The sequence below is a fragment of the Streptomyces sp. WM4235 genome, from assembly GCF_001279725.1.
Taxonomy (GTDB): Bacteria; Actinomycetota; Actinomycetes; order Streptomycetales; family Streptomycetaceae; genus Streptomyces.
This window is the reverse complement of record NZ_LGDE01000441.1, coordinates 1-26,237: the sequence shown is the minus strand read 5'-3', so window position 1 is coordinate 26,237 and position 26,237 is coordinate 1. Positions and strand designations below refer to the sequence as shown.

Sequence of the window (26,237 nt, the reverse complement as noted above, 5' to 3'; positions counted from 1 at the left end):
TGAACCAAGTTCGCCGTGTTGACCTCTCATTGATCGACCCGACTGCTCGGCGGACTTCACTCCGCCCGGAACGAACCCAAGGCGTGACTGATGCGGACGACCCGTCGCCGATTGCTCCTCGCCGCGCTGCTCCCCGTGCTGACCATCGGCGCCACGGGCGCGCTGGCCATGGCCACCGACCAGCAGACCTCCGCCGAGGCCGGCCAGGCGACGACGCCACTCGTCCTCACGAGCACCACGGCCGGTTCGGTCGTCCAGATAGCCGCCCACCCCGACGACGACCTGTTCTTCATGAACCCGGACCTCAGCCGGTCCATGCTCGCCGGTACCCCGCTCACCACCGTCTACCTCACCTCCGGCGAGGCCGACGGACGCAACCAGGCGCTCGGCGGCGCCGCCAAGGACCCCGCGCAGCCCGCCGACCGCGACCACTACTCCGAGGCCCGACAGAACGGCATACGCGGCGCGTACGCGCAGATGGCCACCGGGGACCGCACGAGCCCGTGGAAGCGCACGGTCATCCCCACCGCCGGCGGCGGTCACGCCGAGCTCGACGTCCTCGTCGCCATGCCCCGGGTCAACCTGGTCTGGATACAGATGCGCGAGGCCCGCCACGGGTCGAACGAGAACCCGCTCAGCCTGCACGGCCTGTGGAACGGGAAGATACCCGCGCTCGGCCCCCAACTGGCCTCGGGCAGCCCGGTCAAGCAGGCCTACACGTACACCAAGAGCCAGCTCATACAGACGATGGTCGGGGTGCTGGAGCGGTACAAGCCGACGACGATACGCACGCTGGACCCGACCCCGGGCCGCAACGAGCGGACCGGCCGCTACACCGACCACCAGGACCACATGTACGCCGCCCGGTTCGCGCAGGCCGCGACCACCGCGTACGCCCTCCAGGTGACCGACCGCCCGCACTTCTCGGTGCAGAGCTACCTCGGATACCTCAACGGCAGCCTCCCCCACGTCCTCGACCCCCAGACGGTCGACACCAAGGTCGGCTACCTGAAGACGTACGCCTGGCAGGACATGCAGAACTACTGCGGCAGCCCCTCGGGCTGCGGCGACCGCAAGGTGGCGGGCAGCCCCTACGGCTCCAACTGGGCCCAGTCCATGCGCTACGCCCGCGCCGACACCACCTCCTGGATGGTCGAGGGCACGCCCGACACCGTGTACGCCTTCGCCCCGCTCGACGGCCGGATGGCCGTCTGGACCCGCGACGCCGCCGGCGCCTGGACCGGCCCCGTGCTCCTCCCCGGCACCGGCATCGACCCGGGAGCGAGCACCGCCCGACTCCCCGACGGCCGCGTCGCCGTCTTCGGCACCCGCACCGTCCTCGGCCCCGCCCCCGCGGACTACCGGCGCGAGATCGTGTACGCCGTCCAGTCCGCGCCCGGCGGCCCGTTCGGGGACTGGCGCTCGCTCGGCACCCCCGAGACCAACGACGAGTCCGGCACCTCGGCGATCAGCTCGCCCACGGCGAGCTTCGACGCGGACGGCCGACTGACCGTGTACGTCCGTGACGCGCGCCACACCCTGCGGTCCCGTACCGAACAGCCGTCCGGCACCTTCACCGCCTGGCAGCGACTCGGCGGCCAGGACCTCCAGGGCGACCCGGTCATCGCGGTGGACTCGGAAGGGCGCCGCCACGTGTACGCCTCGACCCGGCGCACCGTCCTGGGGTGGATCCAGCCCGCCCCGGGCGCGCCGCTGCGCGGACCCTTCCCGACGAACCTCCCCCCGACCACGATCCCCCTCACCGCGGCCCCCGAAGGCGAGGGCGTACGCCTCTACTTCCGCCGCCCCGACTCGGGCGTGGTGCGCAGCGCGCTGGTCACGGCGGGCCCCGACAAGCCGACGGTGTCCAGCATCACCGAGGCGGGCGGCCGGGCCGGTTACGGTGCGGTCGGCGTCGCCGGCCGGGTCCTGACGGGCCGCGCGGACACCGGCACGATCAGCACGACCACCCTGGGCGGGCCGCCGGCGTGGAAGGAGTCCAAGATGCTCTTCGCGGGCGCCCCTTCGGGCTACGTCGACGCGTCGGGCGGCGCGACGACGGCGGTCGTCGGCCTGGACGCCGAACTCCACGTCACCACCACCCCGGCCGACGGCATCGTCCGCCCGCTCTGGCACCCGGCGGTCCCCCGGACCCCGTGAGCGGGGCGGGGGCGGGCAGGCTTGGGGTCGGGGTCGGGGTCGGGGTCCGAGTGGAACGAGCCGTAGGCCGGCGGAGAACCGGTCGGCGGTCATCAGCGGACATCACCGGTCGCGAACATCACCGGTCATCGACGGTCCCCGGGGATCCGCGGCCGGCAGTCAGCGGCCGGCAGTCAGCAATTCCAGGATCCGTGCCGGGGTCCAGTGGCCGGCCGCCCCCGGACAGGCCGCGAGGTAGTCGGCGATGTCCCGCTCCTGCCACGGCCCCGATTCCAGGAGCCCGCCGGCCAGGTACCGCAGGTAGGCGGCCGACGGCGGCACGGGTTCGACGTCGGCGAGGGCCCACGGCGCGGTGAACGTCAGGACGGGGATCCCCTCGACGGCGCCGGGACAGATCAGCGTCTCGTACCGCCCGGCCCCCACCGCGTGCCGCCCGGCACGCAGCACCGGCTCCAGGTCCAGGTCGACTCCGGGCGTCCCGTACATCTCCTGGGCCGCGATGTCGGACAGTTGGCCCACCGTGACCAGGTGCGCGCGGGCCCGTGTCCGGCCGGGCGCCGTCGGATCGTGGAAGCCCCGCCCGCCCGTCCACACCGGGGACTCGGTCGCGAAGTACAGGCACCCGGGGAGTTCCACCGCGATGGACCGTTCCGGGGCCCGATGGTCCCGACAGCCCGGGTAGGTCCGCGTGGCCCCGGGAGGCCGGCCCCCGGCGAGGTAGGCGCCGAGCCGGTCCATGTGCATGTTGGAGCCGTAGGACGCGTACCAGACCCGTACGGGAGCCCCCGCCCCCACCCCGAGCGGAACCACGGCGTGCGCACTCACGCCCTCATCCTCCCCCACACCCACACCCACACCGACACCGACACCGACACCGACACCGACGGAGCCCGGACGCACGGCTCGGAGGGGCCAGTGCTGCAACCGGCTGAAATATGCCGCTGGCACGCACGGGCGGGGCAGGTGCTCGGGAAGACATCCGATGTCATCCCCCGGGCGGCAGGACGCCACCCCCGTCACGAGGAGGCCCCATGCCGGTCGCGCCGGTCCCCACCAAGGCAGGCCCGAAGGCGTTTCTGCCGCGCATGGGTCCGACAGGGCCACACGGGGACCCGGGTGAGGTGCGTGGGCCGCCGGCATCCTTCCCCTCCCTCCCCTCCCTGCCCGATCCACCCGCCCTCCGAGCCGGTGGCCATCGGCCACCGTGGGCGGGTGGATCGGCCCGTTCGTCGGCGGCCTCGCACCCGCCTCCGCTTCAATGTCCGTCATGGAACTCCGAGAGAAGTCCCCGTGGGCGGCGGCCAACCACAGGGTCGGCACGGCCTCCGCCCGAGGCGAGTGCACCTGGGCGGCCCCCTGCCCCCACCCCGCGGCGTGGAGCGTGCGGGTCAGCGGCGCCCGGGCCGACAGCTGGTGGGCCGCATGCGCGGACCACGCCGCCACGTCACCGGTACTGTCGCCCGCCGGCACCGTCTGATCCGTGGTTCGCGATCCTCGGTCGCGGTTGCCGGGGAGGCGGGGCGGCGGGGGCAAGGCCCGGCGCCACCCGTCGGGCTCCATCCGGAGTGCGGCGCCATGTCCGCCGAGGTAGGAAGAAGGCGTGAGCGGACTCGCGGGAAGCCTGCTCGTCTACAACCAGAGCGAAGAGAATCAAAAGATCAACGCCCACCAGAGGGGCCGGAAAAGACGTCTTCTGAGCGCCCGGTCCGCCGACCCGGCGGCCCCTGACCCGGGAGCCGGGTCGAGCCGCGGGCTCCCTCCCGGCCGCACGAGGCCCACGAGACGACTCCGGGCCGGTGGTCGTCGACCACCGGCCCGGAGTGTCGAAAGATTCCGACAGCGCCTCTGAACCGCGCCTACAACACCGGCATCATCTTGCGGAGTTCGAAGGCGGTGACCTCCGAGCGGTACTCCTCCCACTCCTGCTTCTTGTTGCGCAGGAAGAAGTCGAAGACGTGCTCGCCCAGGGTTTCCGCGACCAGTTCGCTGCGCTCCATCAGGGAGATCGCCTCGCCGAGGTTCTGCGGGAGGGGCTCGATGCCCATGGCGCGGCGTTCGGCGTCGGAGAGGGCCCAGACGTCGTCGTCGGCGCCCGCCGGGAGTTCGTAGCCCTCCTCGATTCCCTTGAGGCCGGCCGCGAGGAGTACGGCGTACGTGAGGTACGGGTTGGCGCCGGAGTCGATCGAACGGACCTCGACGCGCGAGGAGCCCGTCTTGCCCGGCTTGTACATCGGGACGCGGATCAGGGCGGAGCGGTTGTTGTGGCCCCAGCAGATGTACGAGGGGGCCTCGCCGCCCGAGCCGGCGGTGCGGGAGGAGCCGCCCCAGATGCGCTTGTAGGAGTTGACCCACTGGTTGGTGACGGCGGCGGTCTCGGCCGCGTGGCGCAGCAGGCCCGCGATGAAGGAGCGGCCGACCTTGGAGAGTTGGTACTCGGCGCCCGACTCGTAGAAGGCGTTGCGGTCGCCCTCGAAGAGGGAGAGGTGGGTGTGCATGCCCGAGCCCGGGTACTCCGAGAAGGGCTTGGGCATGAAGGTGGCCTGGACGCCCTGCTCCAGTGCGACCTGCTTCATGACCAGGCGGAACGTCATGATGTTGTCGGCCGTGGAGAGCGCGTCGGCGTAGCGGAGGTCGATCTCCTGCTGGCCGGGGGCGCCCTCGTGGTGGCTGAACTCGACGGAGATGCCCATCGATTCGAGCATGGTGATGGCCTGCCGGCGGAAGTCCATGCCGACGTTCTGCGGGGTGTGGTCGAAGTAGCCGGAGTTGTCCGCGGGGACGGGGCGGGTGCCGTCCAGCGGCTTGTCCTTCAGCAGGAAGAACTCGATCTCGGGGTGGGTGTAGAAGGTGAAGCCCAGGTCGGAGGTCTTGTTCAGGATGCGCTTGAGGACGTAGCGGGGGTCGGCGTACGACGGGGACCCGTCCGGCATGAGGATGTCGCAGAACATCCTCGCGGTGCCGGGTGCCTCGGCGCGCCACGGCAGTATCTGGAACGTGCTCGGGTCCGGCTTGGCGATCATGTCGGACTCGTAGACCCGGGCGAAGCCCTCGATCGCGGAGCCGTCGAAGCCGATGCCCTCGTCGAAGGCCTGCTCCAGTTCCGCCGGCGCGACCGCGACGGACTTGAGGAAGCCCAGTACGTCGGTGAACCACAGGCGCACGAAGCGGATGTCGCGCTCCTCGAGCGTCCGGAGGACGAATTCCTGCTGCTTGTCCATGCCTTCATCCTCGCAGTTCAGACGGCCTGTGCACCACCTCCCCCGGAGGGGGGAGCACAGTCGGGCCGGTCCAGTATCACCACCCGTGGTTTCCGCCACATTACGCACCCCGGAAAGCTCGTGGCACCCCCGCACTGACCTCAGGGCGGTCATGAGCATTACCATCTGCGCCCATGGGGGGCTGGAAGCACGGGAAACACGGGGGCCACGGCGCCCCCGCCGCTCGGCGTGCCGTGCTGCTGCTCGCGTTCGGGGTGCTCTGCGGCGCCGTGTTCCTCTGCGGGCGGGTCGGCGTGGGACACGCCGAGCCCGGCGCGGAACACGCCCGGCTCGCGGCCCACGCCGCGCCGGGCGCGCCGCACGCCGTCTGCGTGGCTCCGTACGAGCTTCCGGGCTGCGCCCCGCACTCCCATGTGACCCCGGCGGTGCTGCCCGCGCCGCCGCCCGCCGTGACCGTCTCGCAGGCGGGGTCCGCGGCCGTCGCGGACCTCGCGTACGCCGGGCCGGCCCGCCCGCCCGGGACGCTGGCGCGCGCCCCCGACCTGCACGTTCTCCAGGTACTGCGGACCTGACGGGTCCGGCGCCGAGCAGCGCGGCACTCTGTCCCGCACCGCGCAGCGCGGCACGACGGACACCCCCTCCACCCCCCTCAGCAGAAGGAACCAGGGCACATGGCCAGCAGGACCTCCCCGGACCAGAACGACCGCCAGGCGCGCATAGCCGAGATGCGTCGGGCGGACAAGGCGCGCGACCGGCGCAACAAGATCATCGCGATCACGGCCTCCACGGCCGTCGTGGCGGCGCTCGTGGGCTTCGGCTCGTGGATGCTGCTCGATCAGAAGCAGAAGGAGAAGGACGCCGAGGCGACCCGCAAGGCGCCGGTGAGCGGCGAGCAGACCTGGGACGCGAAGAAGCTGGGTCGCAACCACGTCGAGACGGTCGTGAAGTACGAGATGAACCCGCCGGTCGGCGGCGACCACCACCCCCGCTGGACGAACTGCGACGGTGACGTCTACGCGAACCCGTTGCCGCAGGTGAACGCCGTCCACTCGCTGGAGCACGGCGCCGTCTGGGTGACGTACAACGAGAAGGCCGCCAAGGCCGACGTGGACACGCTCGCCGCGAAGGTCGGAAAGACCCCGTACACGATGATGAGCCCGGTCAAGGAACAGGCCGGCGCGATCATGCTCAGCGCGTGGGGCAAGCAGCTGACGGTGGAGAAGGCGGACGACCCGCGGGTGGCGCAGTTCTTCACCAAGTACGTGCAGGGCCCTCAGACCCCCGAACCGGGCGCGGCCTGCACCAACGGACTGGCCGACAAGTGACCCGCGTGAACGGCGCGCACCGGACGTACTGGGTGTCCGGTGCGGCCGTCGTCCTCGCCGTGCTGTTCGCGGTGGGCGCCACGGTGGCCACCGCGAGCGGCGGCGACGGCGACCGCGACAGCGGTACGTCCTCCCGCGCGCCGGCGCTGTACTCGCCGGACGCGGGCTTCGCCCGGGACATGTCGGTGCACCACCAGCAGGCGGTGGAGATGTCCTTCATCGTCCGCGACCGCACCGAGGACGAGGCGGTGCGCAGTCTCGCCTACGACATCGCCAACACGCAGGCCAACCAGCGCGGGATGATGCTGGGTTGGTTGGACCTGTGGGGGCTGCCGAAGGTGCTCGCGGACGAGCCGCCGATGTCCTGGATGGGCACCGGGGGATCGGGCGACGCCCGTACGGGCCACGGCGGTACGGCCGGCATGGAGGGCCATGACATGGGCGGTCACGACATGGGCGCGGCCAAGCCCGGCGCGCTGATGCCCGGCATGGCCACCAAGGAGGAGCTGACGAGGCTCGGGGCGCTCCGGGGCCGTGACGCGGAGGTGCTGTACCTCCAGCTGATGACCGATCACCACAAGGGCGGGGTCGCCATGGCCCGGGGCTGCGCCGCGCTGTGCGAGACCCCGGCGGAGCGCAAGCTGGCCGAGGGCATGGTCGAGGCGCAGCAGTCGGAGCTCACGCTGATGGCCGACATGCTGAAGCGGCTCGGGGCCGCGCCGCGCGGCTGACGGGACACGCTCGTACGGTGGGGGGAGGCGACCTCTCACCCGTACGGGCGTGCCCGCACCGGGTGGTGCGAACAGCCGCACGAGGACGAGGACGCCGGGGCGGACGCTCCCGTGCCCGCCTCGTCACGGCGCGCTCAGGAGGTTGACGCGATGACCACCGCCGGCGAGATCATGCACCCCGGGGCCCAGTGGATCCCCGCCACCGAGACCCTGGACCGGGCCGCTCAGCTGATGGCACGGCTCAACGTGGGCGCCCTGCCCATCAGTGACACCGAGGAACGGCTCTGCGGCATCCTGACCGACCGCGACATCGTGGTGGGATGCGTCGCCAAGGGCCACGACCCCTCGAAGATCACGTGCGGCGACCTGGCCCAGGGCACTCCGCGCTGGATCGACGCGGGCGCGGACGTCTCCGAGGTGCTGGAGGAGATGCAGAGCCACCAGATCAAGCGGCTTCCCGTGATCCGCGAGAAGAAGCTGGTCGGCATGATCAGCGAGGCGGATCTGGCGAAGCACCTCTCCGACGAGCAGATCGCGACGTGGGCCGAGCGGGTCTACGCCGGCCGGTAGCCGTCCGGACACGCCGCCCGCACCCCCTCCGACGACCGCCCTCCGACCGCTGTCGTCCGACGGCTGTCCTCCGACGACCGCCTTCGTCGACTGCCCCCGCCGACTTCCCCCGCCGGTCAGTCCTCGCAGGTCAGAGGCGGTTTCCGGGGGTCGGTGTACTGTCGCTTCCATGGATGCCCAGGATCTCGCCAACCTCGCGCACCTGCGCCGGGCACGGGATCTGATCGACCGGGAGTACGCCCGTCCTCTCGACGTGCCGACGATGGCCCGGCACGCGCTCATGTCTCCGGCGTACTTCTCGCGCCGGTTCCGCGCGGCGTACGGCGAAACGCCCTACAGCTACCTGATGACCCGCCGCATCGAGCGTGCCATGGCCCTGCTGCGTGCGGGATCGAGCGTCACGGACGCGTGCATGGAGGTCGGCTGTACCTCGCTCGGCTCGTTCAGTTCGCGGTTCACCGAGCTGGTGGGAGAGACCCCGAGCGCGTACCGCGCCCGGGAGCACGAGGCCGTCGCGGCGATGCCGGCGTGCGTGGCGAAACTGACGACGCGGCCGACCCGGGAGCTGCCGAGCAGGAACGGAGAAGCGGTCCGCGACCCGGCGCCCTAGCGTGGATCGCATGACCATCTCACTCCAGTACTGCCACATCACCGTCAACGACGTGGACGAGGCGCTCGCGTTCTACCGCGACGCCCTCGGCCTGAAGTCGCGCAACGACGTCGCCTCGGGCGGGTTCCGCTGGGTCACCCTCGGCAGCGATGACCAGCCGGACCTGGAGATCGTGCTCTCGGAACCGCACGCGGGCCGCTCCCAGGCCGACGGGGACGCCCTCCAGGAGCTGCTCACCAAGGGGCTCCTGCCGATGACCGTCTTCCGTGCCGGGGACCTCGACGCGACCTTCGAGAAGCTGCGGGCGTCCGGCGCCGAGGTGCTCCAGGAGCCCATCGACCAGCCCTGGGGGCCGCGCGACTGCGCCTTCCGGGACCCGTCGGGGAACATGGTGCGGATCTCGCAGGCCCCCAAGGCGTAAGCCGCCCGCCGGGTCGGGGCCGCCGGCCGCCCGGCGCCGGTCAGGAGTCGCCGGAGGGGGCCCGGCCCGCCTCGCGGTCCGTCCGCCGGTCCGGATCCGTCGCGTCGAGGATCGCCCGCGCCACCTGGTGCGGGCGATCCATCATGACCAGGTGCCCGGCCGGTTCCGCGACGTCGAGGCGGGCTCCGAGCCGGTCGGCCAGGCCCGCCTGCCGGTCGAGCCACCGCAGGGCCCCGCGCCCGTCGGTGCCGTCGTGTCCGGCGAGCACGGTGGCGGGCACGGTCAGCGGGTGCGTCTCCCCCAGCGCGAGGACCTCCGCGGCCGTGTCGAGGTACCCGGCGTTCTCCAGCAGGGCGCCGCGCCAGACCCGGCCCGTGCGGTAGCAGCGGCGTACGAGGTCCCGCGCGGCCGGGTCGCCCCCGCCGACCCGCGACGCGCGCACGACGCTCCGGCGGGCGGCCGGGCCGAGCGCGGCCGGCAGTCCGACGGCGGTCACGGCGCGGCCGAGCACGCGGGCGGCGCCGTGGCGCAGCGCTGCGGGCAGGACCGTACGGGGGTCCTCCTCCACGCTGGCGTCGACGAGGACCACGGCGGCGGTCCGCTCCGGGTACAGACGGGCGAAGGCCTCGACGTGGAACCCGGCGATGGAGTGCCCCACGACGGTGACCGGCCCGATCCCGGCATGCGGGACTCCGGCGCCCGAGGCACCGGCCCCCGCCCCGGCTCCCGGAACGTGCGGGCCCAGCGCGTCCAGCAGCCCGGCGATGCGGTGGGCCTCCCCGGCGGCGGTCGCGGGTGCGAGCGCCGGGCCGCTCAGTCCGTGTCCGGGGCGGTCGAAGGTGACGACGGTCCGGCCCTGGGCGGCGAGCAGTTCCGCGACGGGGTCCCAGTCGAACCAGGCCATGGCGAGTCCGGCGCTGAGGACGACGACGGGCCCGCTGCCCTCGACGACGGTGTGCAGGACGACGCCGTCACCGCCCGCCGGGCGGACGAACAGACCACGGGGGTCCACGCGCGCGCTCGTGGACGGCGTCGACGGGCTCGCGGACGGGGTGGACGGGGTGGGCAGGCTCGTGGACGGGCTCACGTACGGGCGCTCCTCGTGGGTCGGGCTCAAGTACGGCGCTCCTTGTGCACGGAGTACGCCAGCAGGGCGAGCCAGACCGCGACGATCAGCACCTGGAGCCGCTGGCCGGCTCCGAGCGCCCACGTGCCGCGGCCGGCGGTGAACATGGCGATGGCGGTCAGGGTCCAGGCGGTGGCGAGCAGTTCCAGTGCGACGAGCGCGGGCCCGTACCGGGCGAGCGGCGCGAGCCGGTCGTACCGGCGGGCGGCGACGGTCAGGGCCACGATCCCGACGAGGGCGCCCGTCATGGCGAGGCTGCTGCTGACGGCGTGCGCCTGATGGGTGGCCGGTACCAGTCCGGCGGTCTCCCGGGCGGCGCATTCGGGGTCCACGGTGGGTTGGCAGCTCAGCGGCAGCCATGCGTCGGCGGCGGTGGCCGCGCCGAAGAGGGTGACGCCGACCCAGCCGATGACGGCCCAGGGCCGACGGGAGTCCGCGTACCACGCGAGGCGCAGGAGGGCGAGCAGGCCCCCGGCGAAGACGAGCAGGCCGGCGGTGAAGTCGGTGGCGCGGAAGAGGCCGCCGAGGGGCTGGTCCTGTGCGGCGAGTTCGCTGACGTACGTCTCGATGGGGTTGAGGCCGGTCGAGAGCACGACTTCGAGCACCCACGCGGTGTAGGCGGTGGCGCCGAGTCCGATGAGGACGGCGACCGGCAGGGCGCTCCGCACGGACGAGTCTTGTCTGGACATGGTGCGACTGATCCTAAGCAGGTACGGGGCCCTCATCGGGTACGAGGTCCTCATCGGTACGAGGCCGGTCCGACGGTCGGATACCCACCCCGGGTAGGGTTCCGCTCATGACGCGCAGCGCCCGACGAGCCGCCCGGTGGCCCCGGTTGCCGCTGCTCGCCGTTCTGCTGCTGGGAATCGTCACGATGCACACGTGGGGCCATCCGGCCGATTCCCACACCGGGGAAGACGCGACCGTCGGCCACTCCGTTGCCCGGGTGGACGCGGGTGTGGCGCATCACCTCGGGTCGCCGCACGCCGGCCCGGCGGCGGCGGTGGGGGCCCCGACGGCCTCGGACCTCCCGACGGCCTCGGACCTCCCGACCGCTTCGGACCTTCCGACCGCCTCGGACCTTCCGGCGGCCGGGCGGTCACAGGCCGGGCCGGCGCCCGAACCCGCCATGGACCCGATGTCCGTGTGCCTGGCCGTCCTGGCCGGACTGGTGCTCCTCGTACTCGGCCGCTCGGCGCGGCGCCGCCCCGCGCGCCCGGAGGCCGGCCCCGGCGCGGCGGCCCGCGCCCCGGCGGGGCCGGATCCGCCGGCGCCCCGGGAACTCCTGCTCCGGCTGGCGGTACTGCGCGTATAGGGCGGGCCTAGCCGCGCCCCCGCCTGCCCGAACGGCGGTGGGGGCGGCGGCGCTCGGCGCCCATCCACTCGTATCGCCACACCGCGAGGTACACCCATGCGTTCTCTCCCCACCCGCCGTGCCGTGCTCGGCACCGGACTCGCCGTCGCCGGCTCGGGACTGCTCGCCGCCTGCTCCGGCGGCCCGGCCACGGACCACGGCTCCATGAACCACGACGCGACCAACCCCGGCGGCGCCTCCGCCGGCTCCCCCGACGGCTACGTCGACCCGGCCGGCCCGGAGGTCCGGGCCGCGGAGGCGGCCCGGTCGGCGGCCGGACCGCGCACCGAGGTCCGCGTCACCGCCACCGCCACCACGCTCGATCTGGGCGGCGGGCGCACCGTGCGCTCCTGGGCGTACGGCGACCGGCTGCCGGGTCAGGAGGTCCGGGTCACCGCGGGCGGCACCCTCGCCCTGACCCTGGCCAACAACCTCCCCCGGGCCACGTCCCTGCACTGGCACGGTCTGGCCCTGCGCAACGACATGGACGGGGTCCCGGGGCTGACGCAGCGGGACATCGTCCCGGGCGGCTCGTTCCGGTACGAGTTCGCCGTCCCGCACCCGGGGACGTACTGGTTCCACCCGCACTCGGGGGTCCAGCAGGACCGCGGCCTGTACGCCCCGTTGATCGTCGAGGACCCCCGGGAGCCCCTCGCGTACGACAAGGAGTGGGTGGTCGTCCTGGACGACTGGCTCGACGGTGTGGACGGGTCGACCCCGGACGGTGTCCTCGCCGAACTCCGCAAGGGCATGGGCGGCGGCGCCGGCGCGGGCGGTCACGCCGGACACGGCTCCGCCCCGATGCCGACCCCCGACGCCGGTGCCGGCCCGTCCCGGGTCCTGATGGGCGGGGACAGCGACGTCCTCGGCAAGGACGCGGGCGACGTCGCGTACCCGTACCACCTGGTCAACGGCCGGGTGGCGCAGGACCCGTCGGTCTTCACGGCCCGGCCCGGGGACCGGATCCGGCTGCGGATCGTCAACGCGGGCGGGGACACGGCCTACCGGATCGCCCTCGGCGGGCACGAACTGACGGTCACCCACACCGACGGCTTCCCGGTGGAGCACGCCAAGGCCCGCTCGCTGCTGTTGGGCATGGGCGAGCGGTACGACGTCCTGGTCACCGCCGGTGACGGGGTCTTCCCGCTGACCGCGCTCGCCGAGGGCAAGGGCGCCGACGCCTCGGCGCTCGCGGTGCTCCGCACCGGCGCGGGGGCGCCGCCGACCGCCGCGACCCGGCCCGCGGAACTGGCCGGTCGGCCGTTGACGGCGGACGCGCTGCGGGCCGCCGAACCGGCCGTACCGGCCTCCCGGGCGGCGGACCGCACGATCAGGATCCGGCTCACGGGCGGCATGGCGGCGTACGACTGGGCCTTCGACGGCAAGCCGTACGCGCCGGACCGACGGCATCCCGTGAAGGCGGGCGAACGGGTCCGGCTGGAGTTCACCAACTCCACGACGATGTGGCACCCGCTGCATCTGCACGGGCACACCTTCGCCCTCGGCGCGGGGGCGGGCGGGGCCCGCAAGGACACCGCGGTCATCCTGCCGAACGGGACCCTCACGGCGGAGTTCGACGCCGACAACCCCGGTCTGTGGATGGTGCACTGCCACAACGTGTACCACGCGGAGGCCGGGATGATGACGGTGCTCGGCTACCGCCGCTAGGTCCTGTCGTCAAAGTGGCGCCGGTAGGCCAGGCGAGACTTCGACGACAGGGCCCAGGCGGCCCCTTCGCGGGGGTCCGGGAGGCGGGATCGGGCAAGAGCCCCTCGGGTGACCGTCGTTCCGTCTCCCGGCCCGCCAGCCGGGAGACGGAATCGGGTTGGAGGGGGTCGGGGCCCGTGGCAGGGTGGGGGGTCATCGCCGCCACGCCCCGAAGGACGCCCCCAGGCATGAGCACGCCCCCGAACCCGCCCAGCAGCCCGACCGGTCCGCCGACGGAGCCCGCGGGGACGCCCATACCCGAGGCGGCACCCGCACCGGGCCCGCCGTCGAGCACGACCTCCACACCGGGCCCGTCCCTCACGAAGGAACCCACGCCCGCACCCACACCGGGCCCGTCCCTCGCGAAGGGGCCCACGCCCGCCGATGCCCCGGCGCCTGAGCCCGTCGACGCCCCGCCGGCGCCCGCCCCGACCGTTCCTCCGGTCACCGTTCCTCCGGTCACCGCCCCGCCGGCGCCGTCGGGCTTCGCGCCGCTCACTCCCGGCCCGCCGGCCGGCGCCTTCGGCGCCCCCGCGCCCGGGCCGCAGGCCCCCGCCGACCCCGCCGACCCCTGGAGCGCGCCCGCCGACCAGGGCTTCGCCGGGCCGCCGCCCGCCGGGTCCGGCGGATACGCGGGTCCGCCCGGATACGGGATCCCTCCGGGGTATCCGGGCTACCCCGGATACCCCGGGGTCGCCCAGGAGAAGACCAACGGTCTGGCCATCGCCTCGCTGGTACTCGGCCTGATCGCCGTCCTCGTGGCACTCACCCCGTTCTTCTTCTGGATCGGCACGCTCATCGGCCTGGCCGGCCTCGGCCTCGGCATCGCGGCCCTGGTGAGCGCCTCCCGGGGCGCCCCGCGCAAGGCGATGTCCGTGTGGGGCACGATCCTCGGCGTGCTCAGCCTGATCGCCTCGGCCGGCGGCTTCTACTTCACCGTCAAGGTCGCCAACGAGGTCGACAAGGCCGTGGACAGCCGGCCGAGCCGCTCGTGGGACATGCCGTACCCCACGCCGTCCTTCTCCTCCCCGTACGACCTGCCCGGCGACGAGCCGACCACCGGCCCGGGGTTCAGCACCCCGCTGGCCTTCGGCGAGAGCCACACGTACGCGAACGGCCTGAAGGTGTCCCTGTCCGCGCCCGTCGAGTACGTCTCCGAGAACCGCTTCGCGGACCTCGGCAACGCGGTGAAGTTCGACATCACGATCACCAACACGTCGAAGAAGCCCGTCACGGTGCTCTACGTCCAGCCCGACGTCACGGACGAGCGGGGACGCGCCGCCGAGTCCGTCTTCGACGGGCACATGCCCAAGGCGATCTCGGGGACCGTGGCGCCGGGCGCGACCGCCACCGGGAGCTCCGCCTACGAGGTGCCGAAGGGCGCCAAGACCATCCGCGCGGAGATCTCCCCCGGATTGCTGCTCGACCCCGTGAAGTTCGCCGGGCCGATCGGCTGACCCGCCTCCGGGAACGGAAAAGGGGCCGGGCTCCAGGACATCGCGTCAGAAAGACGATTACACTGGGCCCGTGCCTCAACTTCGCCTGGCCCTGAATCAGATCGACTCGCACGTCGGCGAGATCACCGCGAACGCCGACTCCGTCGTCCACTGGACGCGGCACTCCGCGGAGCAGGGGGCCCACTTGGTGGCGTTCCCGGAGATGATGCTCACCGGGTACCCCGTCGAGGACCTCGCCCTGCGCGGCTCCTTCGTCGAAGCCTCCCGCACGGCGCTGAGCGAACTCGCCGAGCGGCTGGCCGCCGAGGGCCTCGGCGAGCTGCCGGTGATCGTCGGGTACCTGGACCGCACGGAGAAGGCCACTCCCCGGCTCGGCCGTCCCGCGGGTTCCCCGGAGAACGCCGCCGCCGTGCTGTACGGGGGGCGGGTCGTCCTCCGCTTCGCCAAGCACCACCTGCCCAACTACGGGGTGTTCGACGAGTTCCGGTACTTCGTGCCGGGCGACACCCAGCCGGTGATCCGGGTACGGGGCGTGGACGTGGCCCTGGCGATCTGCGAGGACCTCTGGCAGGACGGCGGCCGGGTCCCCGCCACCCGCTCCGCCGCGGCCGGCCTGCTGGTGTCGATCAACGCCTCCCCCTACGAGCGCGACAAGGACGACCAACGCCTCGAACTGGTCCGCAGGCGAGCCCGGGAGGCCGGCTGCACCCTCGCCTACCTGGCGATGATCGGCGGCCAGGACGAGCTGGTCTTCGACGGCGACTCCATCGTCGTGGATGCCGACGGCGAGGTCGTCGCCCGCGCCCCGCAGTTCTCGGAGGGCTGCGTGCTGGTCGACCTGGACCTGCCGGCCGCCCGCGCCGACGCCCCCGAGGGCGTCGTCGACGACGGGCTGCGGATCGACCGCGTGATCCTCTCCGAGGAGCCGGTGGAGACGTACGAGCCGGTCGTGCCCGGCGGCTACGCCGACCGCCTCGACGACGACGAGGAGGTCTACGACGCGCTGGTCGTGGGACTGCGCGCGTACGTCCTGAAGAACGGGTTCCGCTCGGTCCTGATCGGGCTCTCGGGCGGTATCGACTCGGCGCTCGTGGCCGCCGTCGCCTGCGACGCGATCGGCGCGCAGAACGTGTACGGCGTGTCGATGCCCTCCAAGTACTCCTCGGACCACTCCAGGGGCGATGCGGCCGACCTGGCCGAACGGACCGGCCTGAGCTTCCGGACGGTTTCCATCGAGCCGATGTTCGACGCCTACATGGGGTCCCTGGGACTGACCGGCCTGGCCGAGGAGAACCTCCAGTCTCGCCTGCGCGGCACGCTGCTGATGGCGCTCTCCAACCAGGAGGGCCACATCGTGCTGGCCCCGGGCAACAAGTCGGAGCTGGCCGTCGGCTACTCCACCCTGTACGGCGACTCGGTCGGGGCCTACGGACCGATCAAGGACGTCTACAAGTCCGATGTCTTCCGCCTCGCGCGGTACCGCAACCGGGCCGCCGCCGAGCGGGGGGAGACCCCGCCGATCCCGGAGAACTCGATCGTGAAGCCGCCGAGCGCCGAGTTGCGCCCGGGCCAGGTCGACACGGACTCGCTGCCGGACTATCCGGTGCTCGACTCGATCCTGGCGATGTACGTGGACCGCGACCAGGGCCTGGACTCGATCGTCGCCGCGGGCTTCGACGCCGAGCTGGTCGCCAGGACGCTGCGGATGGTGGACACGGCGGAGTACAAGCGCCGCCAGTACCCGCCGGGTACCAAGATCTCCGCGAAGGGCTTCGGCAAGGACCGCCGACTGCCGATCACGAACGGCTGGCGCGAGCGGACGTAGCCGGCGGGAGGTGCGGCCGGGGGGATCCGTGCCCGAGATCCTGGTGCCTGATGTAGGCCACACGGACTTTCGACGAGCGACCCCTCTCCGAGCCCGAGAGGGGTGGCCCCGATAGCGAGGTCCCCGCGAGGAGTCGCCCGTTTCGGAACTTCCCGGCCATCCGCCGGATCGCGCTGCTAGTGTAAAAAAGTGGCACACAAAAGATTTCTTCCTGCCGCTGCGGCAGTACTCTTTCTGGTGATTTCTTGTGGCTCTCAGGGAGAAGGGACCAACAATCCCCCTTCTCCGAATTCCTCCCCTTCGGCGACACCTCCGGGCTCGTCCGCGCGCCCCGGGGAATCGGGTAATCCGGGCTCGAAAGGCGAAGCGCTCTTCACGAAATCCGCCACGCTCGAAGACATCGACAAAACGTATGCGGGCCGCGATTTCTTCGTGTCGGTCGGCAAGGCCGGCGTGGTCACCCATGCGGCGAACGGGAAAGAGGTCGCACGGTCGGGCATCGCGGGGTTCGCAGGTGGCTGCGTCCTCGATGTCATCGGCTCGTCGCCCGATGCGGGCTCGCTGATCTGGGCCCAGGTCACGGACAAGCCGGCGGCCGGGCTGGAACCGGCGAGCAGGTCGCTGTCGATCGTCGCCACCGACACCAAGACGTACAAAGAACGGTGGCGCAAACCGCTGGTCGCCGATACGGACGAATTCGCCGGCTGCCAGTACGCGCAAGAGGCCACGGCGACCAAGAACGAGAAGTGGCTGACCTACGGCGAATGGGTCATCAGCCTCACCGACGGCACCTCGCGAGCGCTCGGATACGGCATTCGCCCCCGCGCCGTGGGAAACACCGTCCTGGTGTATGACGGGGTGTGCGCCAACTGTCTGAACGGAATGGACTCGGTACCGGTCACCGACCCGGCGACCGGACGAGAACTGTTCTCCTTCCCGGACCACGACATCATCGGCTCCCTCTCCGATGTACCGGGTGACTTCGCCACCTCGTCCGACGGATCCACTCTGTTCCTTGCCCGCCGCATCTCCGGCGACCCGATCTCCTATGCGCTGCAGTCACGGTCGCTGACCACCGGAAAGGTGAACTGGGAGATCACGGGGACTTCGTACACCGGGCCGGCCAGTCGCAAGGTCACGCTCGTCGAGAAGGCCGGTGTCGTGGTGATCCCCGACCTGGCGGCCGTCAAGCAGGAAGTCGCTCCCGAGGTCCAGAAGGACCTCGGCGTCTCGATGGCCGACGGGAAGAAGCTGTGGAACCTCCCCGGCATCGACGTGTGCGCGGCGAACGCAGCGGGCGTCGCCGTCGTGGCGAACGGTCAGTTGGTGGTCATCGACCCGCGCACCGGCAAGCAGATCTCCTACACCGATGAGCGGAGCGACTGCGGCGTTCCGCTCGGCGAGTACTCCTACTACTCGAAGGACGGCGCGCTGATTCGTGTCCTGCCCTCCACCGAGTAGGGAGCGGGCAGCGGGCTCCCGGTTCGTCCGGGACCCGCCGTGGCGGGGCGCGCGGGAGTCAGAAGCGGCGCTTGAACCATCGTTTGACGGTGCCGACGGTGAAGACGAGCGCCAGGATGGCGAAGAGCGCCCGTTTCAGGTCGGCGCTTCCCCCGTCACCGCTGTAACTCGTGGCGCCGTACAGGAAGAAGGCGCCGTCGAACATCAGCAGGACCAGCAGGAACTTCGTGTCGGCGCGCACACCGGTGGGGTTGGCGCGCCGTGGGAACCGCGGTGCTCCGCGCCCCGGGAACCCCGGTTCCCGGGAGGGCTTCAAACGCGTCCGGGTGACGGCCTCCCGGAGTGCCGTCGCGGCCTGCCCCTCCGACAGGCCGTGCAGGACCACGGGGGTGAGATTGCCCAGCAACGCGCTGCGTGGGACGGGCTCGACCTCCACCGGAACGACGGTGAGACCTTCACCGGCCGGATCGTCACGCACGAACGACGACCACTCCGCGCCGCTCTGCGGCGAGAGGCGGTAGGAAGGCGAGACCACGGCGATCAGCCGTTCCGCCACCTCCAGGTCCCGGCTGCGTGACAGCACGCTGTTGCCCCCGGGGGTCTCGTGGTCCCAGGCCCCCAGGCTGACGGTGTACCCGTCGTTCTCCAGTTGCCAGCCGATCCATTCGGCCCAGGTGAGATCGTCGTCGGCGTACGAGATGAAGAAGTCGACCGTCATCGAGCACCTGGAAACGGAGCGCGGGTACGCGGGCGGGAACGCGCGGGTCGCAAACCGTCCAGGAGCGTGCGACGGGCGGAGTCCGAGTCCAGTCCGACGAGCGAGATGCGCGTGCGGGGGCCGAGAAGTCCCTCCACCGCGGTGGGCTCCACCATCACCGGGACGATCAGGCGGCGCGACCCGTCGGGGTCCTTCCTGAAGACAGCGGTCCATTCGGCCGCCGTCATCCCTGACTTCAGGAACGCGGGAGTGAGGACCAGGACGATGCGCTCGGCACGGTGCAGGGCCAGGTCCATGTCGGCGACGAAGTTTCCGCCGGCGGTGAAGTCCAGCGACTGGACAACGGTTCGGTATCCGGCTTCTTCGAGAGCGTCGTTGATCCACGCCGCCCAATCGGCGTTGACGCCGGTGTAGCTGATGAAAAAGTCGACTGTCGCAGAGGTCATGGCGCCGCGATCCTGTACTGGTAGGTGTCGGTGACGCCTTACGGGGCCTCGACATCGGCCGGGCCCCGCACGCCCGTGTCACACAGGCCGCGCTCGGCGCACCGATGGCCGGTGGGCATGACGGCGCATGGCTCACGGGAACCCCCCGAGGCGTCAACGTGCTGTGCAGTCTGCCGTTTCGGGGACGATCTGTAAGCGGTATGGCGAGAATGCCAGGCCAACGAGGGGCCCGGGCTCTGTCTCGGAACTGTCGATCCGGCAGGTTCCGAAAGAGGCGGCCTAGTCCTTGACGGTCATCCGTGCCGCGACCGGGAGGTGGTCGCTGCCGGTGCGCGACAGGGTCCAGGAGGCGTCGGGGACGATTCCGCGCACCATGATCTGGTCGATGCGGGCCATCGGGAACTGGGCGGGCCAGCTGAAGCCGAAGCCGTCGCCCGCCGCGCCCTGGGTCGAGCGCATCTGGGACGTGACCTCGGACAGGGCCCGGTCGTTCATCGTGCCGTTGAGGTCGCCGAGCAGGACGACCTTCTTCAGCGGTTCGGAGGCCAGGGCGGCGCCGAGCGCGTCGGCGCTGTTGTCGCGCTGGTTGGCCGTGAATCCGGCGTTGAGCTTCACCCGGACCGAGGGGAGGTGGGCGACGAACACGGCGACCTGGCCGTGGGCGGTGTCCACGGTGGTGCGCATGGCCCGGGTCCAGCCCATCTTGATGTCGACGGGGGCGCTGGAGGACAGCGGGTACTTGCTCCACACGCCGACCGTGCCCTCGACGGCGTGGTACTTGTACACCCCGGCCAGGGCCTTCTCGTAGACGGGGACGACGCCGGCCTTGAGCTCCGTCAGCGCCAGCACGTCGGCGCCGGAGCCGGCGACGGATTCGGCGGTGCCGCGCGGGTCGGTGTTGTCGGCGTCCACGTTGTGGGTGACGACCATCAGGTTGCCGCCGCCGCCGGACTTGTCGGTGACCAGGCCGCCGAACAGGTTCGCCCAGACCGCGGCGGTCAACAGTATCGACAGCAGGGCGGTCGCCGACTTGCGGATCACGGCGGTGACGAGCAGGACCGGCACGGCCAGGCCCAGCCAGGGCAGGAAGGTCTCGGTGAGGCTGCCGAGGTTGCCCACGTCGTTCGGCAGGTCGGCGTGGAAGATCATCACGAGCGAGATCAGTGCGGCGAGGCCGGCGCTGACCTTTCCCCGGCGCCAGATTCCCCGGTCTCGGCGCAGGTCGGCCAGTCGGCGTCGGAGACCGGATCGGGAGGGCTCGGGCTCCGAGCCGCCGTTTCCCGTCTCCGTCATGTACGCCTGTGCCATTCCACTGCCCTCGCTGCCGTGCTCGCGCTCCGTCCCCGCCCCTTGACCCTAGGCGATGTTCGAAGCAGATCCGTGCCGTCCTTGCCGGCCGTACCACCGTGAGGACGAACGGCCGTGCGGTCGGGGTTCCGCTTGTCACGAAACGCGCACATTGGGCGTGGCGCGTCCCGGGAGGGGCCATGAGTGTGACGGACCGGTCATCGCGCCACTTCCGTGTCGGGGCCGGCGAGTGCCACCATGGGGGGTAAGTCCGGGGACGCCGTGAGGGCGCCTCGAGATGACACAAGGAGCAGCAGCCATGACGCATGTCGTTTCGCCTGCCCGCGAGACCTCCGGCCCCACCCTGTACGGGGGCACGGGAACGCGCCGCATCACCATCCGCGACCTGGCCCTGGCCAAGGAGCGCGGCGAGAAGTGGCCGATGCTCACCGCCTACGACGCGATGACCGCGTCCGTGTTCGACGAGGCCGGCATTCCGGTCATGCTCGTCGGCGACTCGATGGGCAACTGTCACCTCGGCTACGAGACCACCGTCCCCGTGACGATGGACGAGATGACCCTGCTTTCGGCGGCCGTCGTACGTGGCACGAGCCGCGCCCTGATCGTCGGCGACCTGCCGTTCGGCTCCTACCAGGAAGGCGCCGTGCAGGCGCTGCGCAGTGCGACGCGGCTGGTCAAGGAGGCCGGGGTCGGCGCGGTGAAGCTGGAGGGCGGCGAGCGTTCGCTGGCCCAGACCGAGCTGATCGTGCAGTCGGGCATCCCGGTCATGTCCCACCTGGGTCTGACCCCGCAGTCCGTGAACTCCATGGGCTACCGGGTGCAGGGCCGCAGTGACGAGGACGCTCACCGGCTGCTGCGGGACGCGAAGGCGGCGCAGGACGCGGGCGCCTTCGCGGTGGTGCTGGAGCTCGTGCCGGCGGAGCTGGCCGCCGAGGTCACCCGGTCGCTGCACATCCCGACGGTCGGCATCGGCGCCGGGTCGGAGTGCGACGCCCAGGTGCTGGTGTGGACGGACATGATGGGCCTGACGGGCGGGAAGATGCCGAAGTTCGTCAAGCAGTACGCGAACCTGCGGCAGACCATGGGCGACGCGGCGAAGGCGTTCGCGCAGGACGTGGTCGGCGGAACGTTCCCGCAGGCCGAGCACGCCTTCCACTAGGCCTGCCGCCCCCGGCCCCTCGACGTCTCGTCGGCGGGCCGGGGGCTCGTGTGGGTCGGCTGTCGGTCGGCTGTCGGTGCTTTGTCAGTGGCGGCTGGTCCCATGGGGTCCATGACGCGAAACGACAAGACTTCCCCGAGCGGCTCACACGCCGTACAGGTCCGGGGGTTGGTCAAGCACTACGGCGAGACCAAGGCCCTCGACGGCGTGGACCTCGATGTCCGTGAGGGCACCGTGCTCGGGGTGCTCGGGCCCAACGGCGCGGGAAAGACCACCCTGGTCCGCGTCCTCTCCACCCTGATCACCCCGGACGCCGGGACGGCGACGGTGGCGGGCTTCGACGTGGTCCGCCAGCCCCGGCAGCTGCGCCGCACCATCGGCCTCACCGGTCAGTACGCCTCGGTCGACGAGAAGCTGTCCGGCTGGGAGAACCTCTACATGATCGGCCGGCTGCTGGACCTGCCCCGCAAGGAGGCCCGGTCCCGCGCCGACGAGCTGCTGGAGCGGTTCTCGCTGACGGAGGCCGCCAAGAAGGCGGTCATGAACTACTCCGGCGGCATGCGCCGCCGGCTCGACCTGGCCGCCTCCATGATCGGCCGCCCGGCCGTGCTGTATCTGGACGAGCCGACCACCGGTCTGGACCCCCGCACCCGCAACGAGGTGTGGGACGAGGTGCAGCGGATGGTCGCCGAGGGCGCCACCGTGCTGCTGACCACCCAGTACATGGAGGAGGCCGAGCAGCTCGCGAACGAGCTGACGGTCATCGACAAGGGCAAGGTCATCGCCAACGGCAAGGTCGACGAGCTGAAGGCCCGGGTCGGCGGCCGCACCCTGAAGATCCGTCCCGTCGCCTCCTCCGATCTGCCGGGCATGGCCCGCGCGCTGGCGGAGGCCGGTCTCGACGGCGTGGCCGGTTCCCAGGCCGTGCCGGACGAGGGCGTCCTGCTGGTACCGATCCTGAGCGACGAGCAGTTGACCGCGGCGATCGGGCTGCTGGCCGGCCGCGGCTACGCGATAGCCGATCTCGGCACCCACCTGCCCAGCCTCGACGAGGTCTTCCTGTCCATCACCGGTCAGAAGCCCTCCGCCGAGGCGTCCGTTCCCACCCGGCAGACCGAGGAGGTCGCGGCATGAGCACCGTCACCACGTCCAAGCCCGAAAGTACCGCGACCGTCCCGGACGCGGCGCCGCGCGACCTGCCCGACGAGGGCCGGATCGGCCTGCGGGGCAACCTGCGGCACATCGGCGCCCTGGTGCGCCGCAACGCGCTGCAGATCAAGCAGGACCCCGAGTCGATGTTCGACGTCCTGTTCATGCCGATCATCTTCACTCTGCTGTTCGTGTTCGTCTTCGGCGGCGCGATCTCCGGCAAGGGCAATCAGGGCGAGTACGTCAACTATCTGGTGCCCGGCCTGATGGCGATGATGGGCATGAACATCGCCATGGCGGTCGGCACCGGGGTCAACGACGACTTCAAGAAGGGCGTGATGGACCGGTTCCGGTCCATGCCGATCGCCCGCTCGTCGGTGCTCATCGCGAAGATCGTGGTGGAGATCGGCCGGATGCTGGTCGCCATCACCATCCTGCTCGTCATGGGCTTCATCCTGGGGCTGTCGATCAAGACCTCGGTGCTGGACCTGTTCCTCGCCATCGGTCTGTCGGCCGTCTTCGGCGCCTCGCTGATGTGGATCTTCATCCTGCTGGGTCTCACCATGAAGACCGCCCAGGCCGTACAGGGCATGGCCATGCTGGTGCTGATGCCGTTGCAGTTCGGCAGCTCGATCTTCGCGCCCCCGGCGACCATGCCGGGGTGGTTGCAGGCCTTCACGGACTACAACCCGCTGTCCAACCTGGCCGACGCGGCGCGCGGCCTGATGAACGGCGGCCCGGTCGGCCACTCGGTGATGATGACCTTGATCTGGTCGGTCGCGATCACCGCGATCACCATGCCGCTCGCGGTCCGCAAGTTCCGCAACAAGACCTGACCCGCGGGGTCCGCCGGGCCGGCGCGGGGCGATGCTCCGACAGGACTCGCGCGGGCGGACGGTTCAGACGAGGGCGGTGGCTTGCTCCAGGGTGAGGCCGCCGCCTTCGGCGTACGCCGCCTCGTACCCGGTGTCCCCCAGCGCCGCCCTCGCCGACTCCTCGACGAGGGCGGCGTCCTCGCGTTCGGTGGTGACGGGGAAGTGGCCGGCCGGCACCAGGGCCCGGTAGGCACCGAGGAGCCGGGCGGCGTCACGCGGAGCGCCGAGCCCCAGGAGGGACACGGCCGCGATCAGCAGGTGCACGGCCGACTGTTGCGGGGCCACCATCAGCGCCATCGGGTCCTGGAGGGTCGTCGTGGCCTCCCGGATGAGCGTCAGCGCCTCCTCGTGCCTGCCCTCCTTGTTGTCGAGCCAGGCCAGGATCCCGAGCAGGAAGCCGTCGAAGATCGCGTACGCGCCGAAGGCGAACTCCTCGCGCAGGGAGTCGAGTTCGGCGCGGGCCTCGACGAGACGGCCGGTGCGGCCGTAGAGGTTGGCGAGGAACATGCGGGCGGCCGGCATGGCCTCGTTGCGGTACTGCCGGATGACGGCGAGGAGCCCGGTCAGGATCTCCTCCGCCTCCTCCAGCCGGCCCTCCTCGGCGAGGGTGCCGGCCATCCGTACCCGCAGGACCGTGACCTGGGCGGGGGCGCCGAGCCGCTCGGCGTGCTCGATCGCGGCCCGGAAGTCGGCGGCGGCCAACGCGTACTCGCCGCGTTTCTCCAGGGCTTCGGCGCGGGCGGACAGTGCCTCGGCGCAGCCCCAGTCGTCGCCGAGCTCGCGGAAGACCGCGAGGCTCTCCTCGGCGTCCCGGGCGGCGTCGCCGAACGACGCGGCTCGGTTCGCCCGGACGTTGGCGCGCAGTTGGAGCGCGGAGCCCAGCTCCCAGCGGTAGCCGAGTGCGCGGGTGGTCTCGACGGTCTCGTCGATGATGCGCCGGAGCAGTTCCGGATCGCCGGCGATCATCACGGCGTAGATCCACAGGGCGGTGGGGAACCGGCAGGTCTGGGGCAGACCGGGCCGGTAGGCCGCGATCATGCCCTCGACCTGGAGGCGGACGTCCGGGGCGTTCCAGCTGCCGCTGTTCTGGTCGCGGGCGGTGAGGTGGATCATCCGGGCGCCGCGCCAGGCCTCGGTGAGCAGTTCACCGGTGTAGGGCGGGGGCGAGTCGACGACCCGCTCGTACACCGGTTCGGCGGGGACGATCGGCGGGGCGAAGGGGTCCGGACCGAGGGCGACGGCGGCGTCGGACCAGTGGCGGGACTCGACGCGCAGGTCGTGCATGTGCCAGTACCAGACGAGGGAGTGCAGCAGGCAGAGCACCTCGCCGACGTCCTTGGCGGCGACGGCGCGGCGCAGCGCGGTACGGAGGTTCTCGTATTCGGTGGCGAGTCGCTCGGCGGCCGCGCGCTGGCCGTGGCCGCGCAGCAGGGGCTCGGTGGTGCGGGCGAGTTCGCGGTAGTGGGTGAGGTGGCGTCTTTCGGTGTCGGCGCGGTCCTCGGCGACCTCGGCAAGGCGCTCGGCGGCGTACTCGGCGACGGTCTCCAGGAGCCGGTAGCGCATGTCGCCGTCGGGGCCGGGGGCCGCGACGACGAGGGACTTGTCCACGAGGGAGCCGAGCGCGTCGACGACCGCGTCCGCGTCGGGGCCGGCGCAGACGGCCTCGGCGGCGGCGAGGTCGCAGCCGCCGGCGAAGACGGAGAGTCGGCGCAGGACGGCCCGTTCGGGTGCGTCGAGGAGGTCCCAGGACCAGTCGACGACCGCCCGCAGGGTCTGTTGGCGGGGCAGGACGGTGCGGGAGCCGCTGGTGAGGAGGCGGAACCGGTCGTCGAGCCGGTCGGCGATCTGGCGGGGGGTGAGCAGGCGCAGCCGGGCGGCGGCCAGTTCGATGGCGAGGGGCATGCCGTCGAGCCGGCGGCAGATCTCGGCGGAGGCGGCCGGGTCGTCCTCGACGCGGAAGTCGGGGCGGGCCGCGGCGCCGCGGTCGGCGAGCAGCCGCAGTGCGACGGGGTCGGGCAGTGGTTCCACGGGGCGCAACGATTCGCCCGGCACGCCGAGGGGTTCCCGGCTGGTGGCGAGGATCTGGACGCCGGGGCAGTGCGTGAGGAGCCGTTCGGCGAGGACGGCGGCGGCGTCGATGACGTGCTCGCAGTTGTCGAGGAGCAGCAGGAGGTCGCGCCGGCCGCAGTGTTCGACGAGTCGGGCGAGCGGGTCGTCCTCGCCCCGCTCGGTCAGCGCGCGCAGTTCCTCGGCGGCGGCGCCGCGCAGCTTGGTCTGGCGGGCCCCGAGGGCGGCCAGGACCGCTTCGGCGACGTCCTCGGGATCGTCCACGGGGGCCAGTTCGACGAGCCACACCCCGTCGGGCCACCGCCCGTCGGGGTGGCCGGCGGCAACGTGGGCCTCGGCGGCCTCCTGTGACAGCCGGGTCTTGCCGGCGCCGCCGGGCCCGAGCAGGGTGACGAGGCGGGACCGGGCCAGGTCGGCGCCGATGACGCGGATGTCGCCCTCGCGGCCGACGAAGGTGGTGAGGCGGGCCCGAAGGTTGCCCCCGGTGCCGGGGCCGGTGCCCTGGCCGGGGGGCGGGGCGGGTGTGGCGGGGCCTTGGGCGGGCGTGGCG

Annotated in this window: 24 protein-coding genes; 16 read left to right on the top strand and 8 right to left on the bottom strand. The window is 72.0% G+C overall.

The genetic code is table 11. The features are described from left to right. Positions 1–90 precede the first annotated feature (90 nt). Complete coding sequence (locus tag ADK55_RS29410; protein WP_053682893.1) at positions 91–2,160, top strand: PIG-L family deacetylase; 2,070 nt, start codon at positions 91–93, stop codon at positions 2,158–2,160. A 159-nt stretch (positions 2,161–2,319) separates the two neighbouring features. On the opposite strand, the gene ADK55_RS29405 is transcribed toward ADK55_RS29410, so the two are convergent. Then, a complete protein-coding gene (locus tag ADK55_RS29405; protein ID WP_053682925.1) occupies positions 2,320–2,904 on the bottom strand; it encodes a hypothetical protein in 585 nt (194 codons plus the stop codon). Positions 2,905–3,427: 523 nt separating this feature from the next. Here ADK55_RS29405 and ADK55_RS29400 point away from each other — a divergent pair. Continuing rightward, positions 3,428–3,637 (top strand): hypothetical protein, encoded by a 210-nt coding sequence (locus ADK55_RS29400; protein WP_159041597.1) that lies wholly within the window; start codon positions 3,428–3,430, stop codon positions 3,635–3,637. 379 nt (positions 3,638–4,016) lie between these two features. Here the strand turns inward: ADK55_RS29400 and glnA are convergent, their stop codons facing one another. Beyond that, the gene (gene glnA / locus ADK55_RS29395; RefSeq protein WP_053682889.1) at positions 4,017–5,378 is read right to left on the bottom strand and encodes a type I glutamate--ammonia ligase; all 1,362 of its coding nucleotides are present in this window, start codon (positions 5,376–5,378) and stop codon (positions 4,017–4,019) included. 173 nt (positions 5,379–5,551) lie between these two features. Between glnA and ADK55_RS29390 the strand changes: the two genes are divergently transcribed. From ADK55_RS29390 to ADK55_RS29365, 6 genes are all read left to right on the top strand, one after another. Further along, entirely contained in the window at positions 5,552–5,950 is a 399-nt protein-coding gene (locus tag ADK55_RS29390) for a hypothetical protein (RefSeq protein WP_053682887.1), read from the top strand. Between the two features lie 99 nt (positions 5,951–6,049). Further along, a complete protein-coding gene (locus ADK55_RS29385) occupies positions 6,050–6,703 on the top strand; it encodes a DUF3105 domain-containing protein (RefSeq protein ID WP_053682885.1) in 654 nt (217 codons plus the stop codon). Positions 6,704–6,708: 5 nt separating this feature from the next. After that, a complete protein-coding gene (locus tag ADK55_RS29380; protein WP_053682922.1) occupies positions 6,709–7,434 on the top strand; it encodes a DUF305 domain-containing protein in 726 nt (241 codons plus the stop codon). A gap of 150 nt (positions 7,435–7,584) precedes the next feature. After that, on the top strand, positions 7,585–8,004 hold the full coding sequence (locus ADK55_RS29375; RefSeq protein ID WP_053682883.1) for a CBS domain-containing protein: 420 nt from the start codon (positions 7,585–7,587) through the stop codon (positions 8,002–8,004). A 169-nt stretch (positions 8,005–8,173) separates the two neighbouring features. Continuing rightward, positions 8,174–8,614: a helix-turn-helix transcriptional regulator gene (locus ADK55_RS29370; RefSeq protein ID WP_053682881.1), complete on the top strand. Its 441-nt coding sequence runs from the start codon at positions 8,174–8,176 to the stop codon at positions 8,612–8,614. 10 nt (positions 8,615–8,624) lie between these two features. After that, positions 8,625–9,035, top strand: a complete 411-nt coding sequence (locus tag ADK55_RS29365) for a VOC family protein (protein ID WP_053682920.1) — start codon at positions 8,625–8,627, stop codon at positions 9,033–9,035. A 40-nt stretch (positions 9,036–9,075) separates the two neighbouring features. On the opposite strand, the gene ADK55_RS29360 is transcribed toward ADK55_RS29365, so the two are convergent. Together ADK55_RS29360 and ADK55_RS29355 are read right to left on the bottom strand one after the other, a co-directional pair. Next, positions 9,076–10,032 (bottom strand): alpha/beta fold hydrolase, encoded by a 957-nt coding sequence (locus tag ADK55_RS29360; RefSeq protein WP_053682918.1) that lies wholly within the window; start codon positions 10,030–10,032, stop codon positions 9,076–9,078. Positions 10,033–10,148: 116 nt separating this feature from the next. After that, positions 10,149–10,850, bottom strand: a complete 702-nt coding sequence (locus tag ADK55_RS29355; RefSeq protein WP_053682879.1) for a DUF998 domain-containing protein — start codon at positions 10,848–10,850, stop codon at positions 10,149–10,151. A gap of 107 nt (positions 10,851–10,957) precedes the next feature. Here ADK55_RS29355 and ADK55_RS38065 point away from each other — a divergent pair, with 107 nt between their 5' ends. The 5 genes from ADK55_RS38065 (at position 10,958) to ADK55_RS29330 (ending at position 17,965) form a co-directional block, all read left to right on the top strand. Next, positions 10,958–11,476 carry a hypothetical protein gene (locus ADK55_RS38065; protein ID WP_159041596.1) on the top strand — a complete coding sequence of 173 codons (519 nt, stop codon included), beginning with the start codon at positions 10,958–10,960 and terminating at the stop codon, positions 11,474–11,476. 96 nt (positions 11,477–11,572) lie between these two features. After that, entirely contained in the window at positions 11,573–13,183 is a 1,611-nt protein-coding gene (locus tag ADK55_RS29345) for a multicopper oxidase family protein (protein WP_053682873.1), read from the top strand. Positions 13,184–13,410: 227 nt separating this feature from the next. Beyond that, entirely contained in the window at positions 13,411–14,679 is a 1,269-nt protein-coding gene (locus tag ADK55_RS38870; RefSeq protein ID WP_053682871.1) for a DUF4352 domain-containing protein, read from the top strand. Between the two features lie 70 nt (positions 14,680–14,749). Next, entirely contained in the window at positions 14,750–16,504 is a 1,755-nt protein-coding gene (locus tag ADK55_RS29335; protein WP_053682869.1) for an NAD+ synthase, read from the top strand. A gap of 189 nt (positions 16,505–16,693) precedes the next feature. Further along, the gene (locus ADK55_RS29330) at positions 16,694–17,965 is read left to right on the top strand and encodes a hypothetical protein (protein ID WP_159041595.1); all 1,272 of its coding nucleotides are present in this window, start codon (positions 16,694–16,696) and stop codon (positions 17,963–17,965) included. 58 nt (positions 17,966–18,023) lie between these two features. Here ADK55_RS29330 and ADK55_RS29325 read toward each other — a convergent pair whose 3' ends face one another. The 3 genes from ADK55_RS29325 to ADK55_RS29315 all read right to left on the bottom strand — a co-directional run bounded on the left by ADK55_RS29325 (position 18,024) and on the right by ADK55_RS29315 (position 20,437). Next, positions 18,024–18,683: a toll/interleukin-1 receptor domain-containing protein gene (locus ADK55_RS29325; RefSeq protein WP_053682865.1), complete on the bottom strand. Its 660-nt coding sequence runs from the start codon at positions 18,681–18,683 to the stop codon at positions 18,024–18,026. Continuing rightward, a complete protein-coding gene (locus ADK55_RS29320) occupies positions 18,680–19,129 on the bottom strand; it encodes a toll/interleukin-1 receptor domain-containing protein (RefSeq protein ID WP_053682863.1) in 450 nt (149 codons plus the stop codon). Before ADK55_RS29320 ends, ADK55_RS29325 begins: the two co-directional genes overlap by 4 nt. Before the next feature lie 279 nt (positions 19,130–19,408). Next, positions 19,409–20,437 (bottom strand): endonuclease/exonuclease/phosphatase family protein, encoded by a 1,029-nt coding sequence (locus tag ADK55_RS29315; RefSeq protein ID WP_053682861.1) that lies wholly within the window; start codon positions 20,435–20,437, stop codon positions 19,409–19,411. Between the two features lie 277 nt (positions 20,438–20,714). On the opposite strand from ADK55_RS29315, the gene panB reads away from it, so the two are divergent. The 3 genes from panB (at position 20,715) to ADK55_RS29300 (ending at position 23,581) form a co-directional block, all read left to right on the top strand. After that, positions 20,715–21,596, top strand: a complete 882-nt coding sequence (gene panB / locus ADK55_RS29310) for a 3-methyl-2-oxobutanoate hydroxymethyltransferase (protein ID WP_078999540.1) — start codon at positions 20,715–20,717, stop codon at positions 21,594–21,596. A 102-nt stretch (positions 21,597–21,698) separates the two neighbouring features. Continuing rightward, positions 21,699–22,730 (top strand): ATP-binding cassette domain-containing protein, encoded by a 1,032-nt coding sequence (locus ADK55_RS29305; protein ID WP_371591361.1) that lies wholly within the window; start codon positions 21,699–21,701, stop codon positions 22,728–22,730. Continuing rightward, entirely contained in the window at positions 22,727–23,581 is an 855-nt protein-coding gene (locus tag ADK55_RS29300; protein WP_053682856.1) for an ABC transporter permease, read from the top strand. Before ADK55_RS29305 ends, ADK55_RS29300 begins: the two co-directional genes overlap by 4 nt. 63 nt (positions 23,582–23,644) lie before the next feature. Here ADK55_RS29300 and ADK55_RS29295 read toward each other — a convergent pair. Continuing rightward, on the bottom strand, positions 23,645–26,237 hold a 2,593-nt coding region (locus tag ADK55_RS29295), incomplete at its 5' end, for an ATP-binding protein (protein ID WP_234350302.1).

Bases quoted from the DNA above. Each gene is read 5' to 3' on its own strand.
- ADK55_RS29410 (WP_053682893.1), top strand. From the start codon at position 91: ATGCGGACGACCCGTCGCCGATTGCTCCTCGCCGCGCTGCTCCCCGTG.
- ADK55_RS29405 (WP_053682925.1), bottom strand. From the start codon at position 2,904: ATGCACATGGACCGGCTCGGCGCCTACCTCGCCGGGGGCCGGCCTCCC.
- ADK55_RS29400 (WP_159041597.1), top strand. From the start codon at position 3,428: ATGGAACTCCGAGAGAAGTCCCCGTGGGCGGCGGCCAACCACAGGGTC.
- glnA (WP_053682889.1), bottom strand. From the start codon at position 5,378: ATGGACAAGCAGCAGGAATTCGTCCTCCGGACGCTCGAGGAGCGCGAC.
- ADK55_RS29390 (WP_053682887.1), top strand. From the start codon at position 5,552: ATGGGGGGCTGGAAGCACGGGAAACACGGGGGCCACGGCGCCCCCGCC.
- ADK55_RS29385 (WP_053682885.1), top strand. From the start codon at position 6,050: ATGGCCAGCAGGACCTCCCCGGACCAGAACGACCGCCAGGCGCGCATA.
- ADK55_RS29375 (WP_053682883.1), top strand. From the start codon at position 7,585: ATGACCACCGCCGGCGAGATCATGCACCCCGGGGCCCAGTGGATCCCC.
- ADK55_RS29370 (WP_053682881.1), top strand. From the start codon at position 8,174: ATGGATGCCCAGGATCTCGCCAACCTCGCGCACCTGCGCCGGGCACGG.
- ADK55_RS29365 (WP_053682920.1), top strand. From the start codon at position 8,625: ATGACCATCTCACTCCAGTACTGCCACATCACCGTCAACGACGTGGAC.
- ADK55_RS29355 (WP_053682879.1), bottom strand. From the start codon at position 10,850: ATGTCCAGACAAGACTCGTCCGTGCGGAGCGCCCTGCCGGTCGCCGTC.
- ADK55_RS38065 (WP_159041596.1), top strand. From the start codon at position 10,958: ATGACGCGCAGCGCCCGACGAGCCGCCCGGTGGCCCCGGTTGCCGCTG.
- ADK55_RS29345 (WP_053682873.1), top strand. From the start codon at position 11,573: ATGCGTTCTCTCCCCACCCGCCGTGCCGTGCTCGGCACCGGACTCGCC.
- ADK55_RS38870 (WP_053682871.1), top strand. From the start codon at position 13,411: ATGAGCACGCCCCCGAACCCGCCCAGCAGCCCGACCGGTCCGCCGACG.
- ADK55_RS29325 (WP_053682865.1), bottom strand. From the start codon at position 18,683: ATGACGGTCGACTTCTTCATCTCGTACGCCGACGACGATCTCACCTGG.
- ADK55_RS29320 (WP_053682863.1), bottom strand. From the start codon at position 19,129: ATGACCTCTGCGACAGTCGACTTTTTCATCAGCTACACCGGCGTCAAC.
- ADK55_RS29315 (WP_053682861.1), bottom strand. From the start codon at position 20,437: ATGGCACAGGCGTACATGACGGAGACGGGAAACGGCGGCTCGGAGCCC.
- panB (WP_078999540.1), top strand. From the start codon at position 20,715: ATGACACAAGGAGCAGCAGCCATGACGCATGTCGTTTCGCCTGCCCGC.
- ADK55_RS29305 (WP_371591361.1), top strand. From the start codon at position 21,699: ATGGGGTCCATGACGCGAAACGACAAGACTTCCCCGAGCGGCTCACAC.
- ADK55_RS29300 (WP_053682856.1), top strand. From the start codon at position 22,727: ATGAGCACCGTCACCACGTCCAAGCCCGAAAGTACCGCGACCGTCCCG.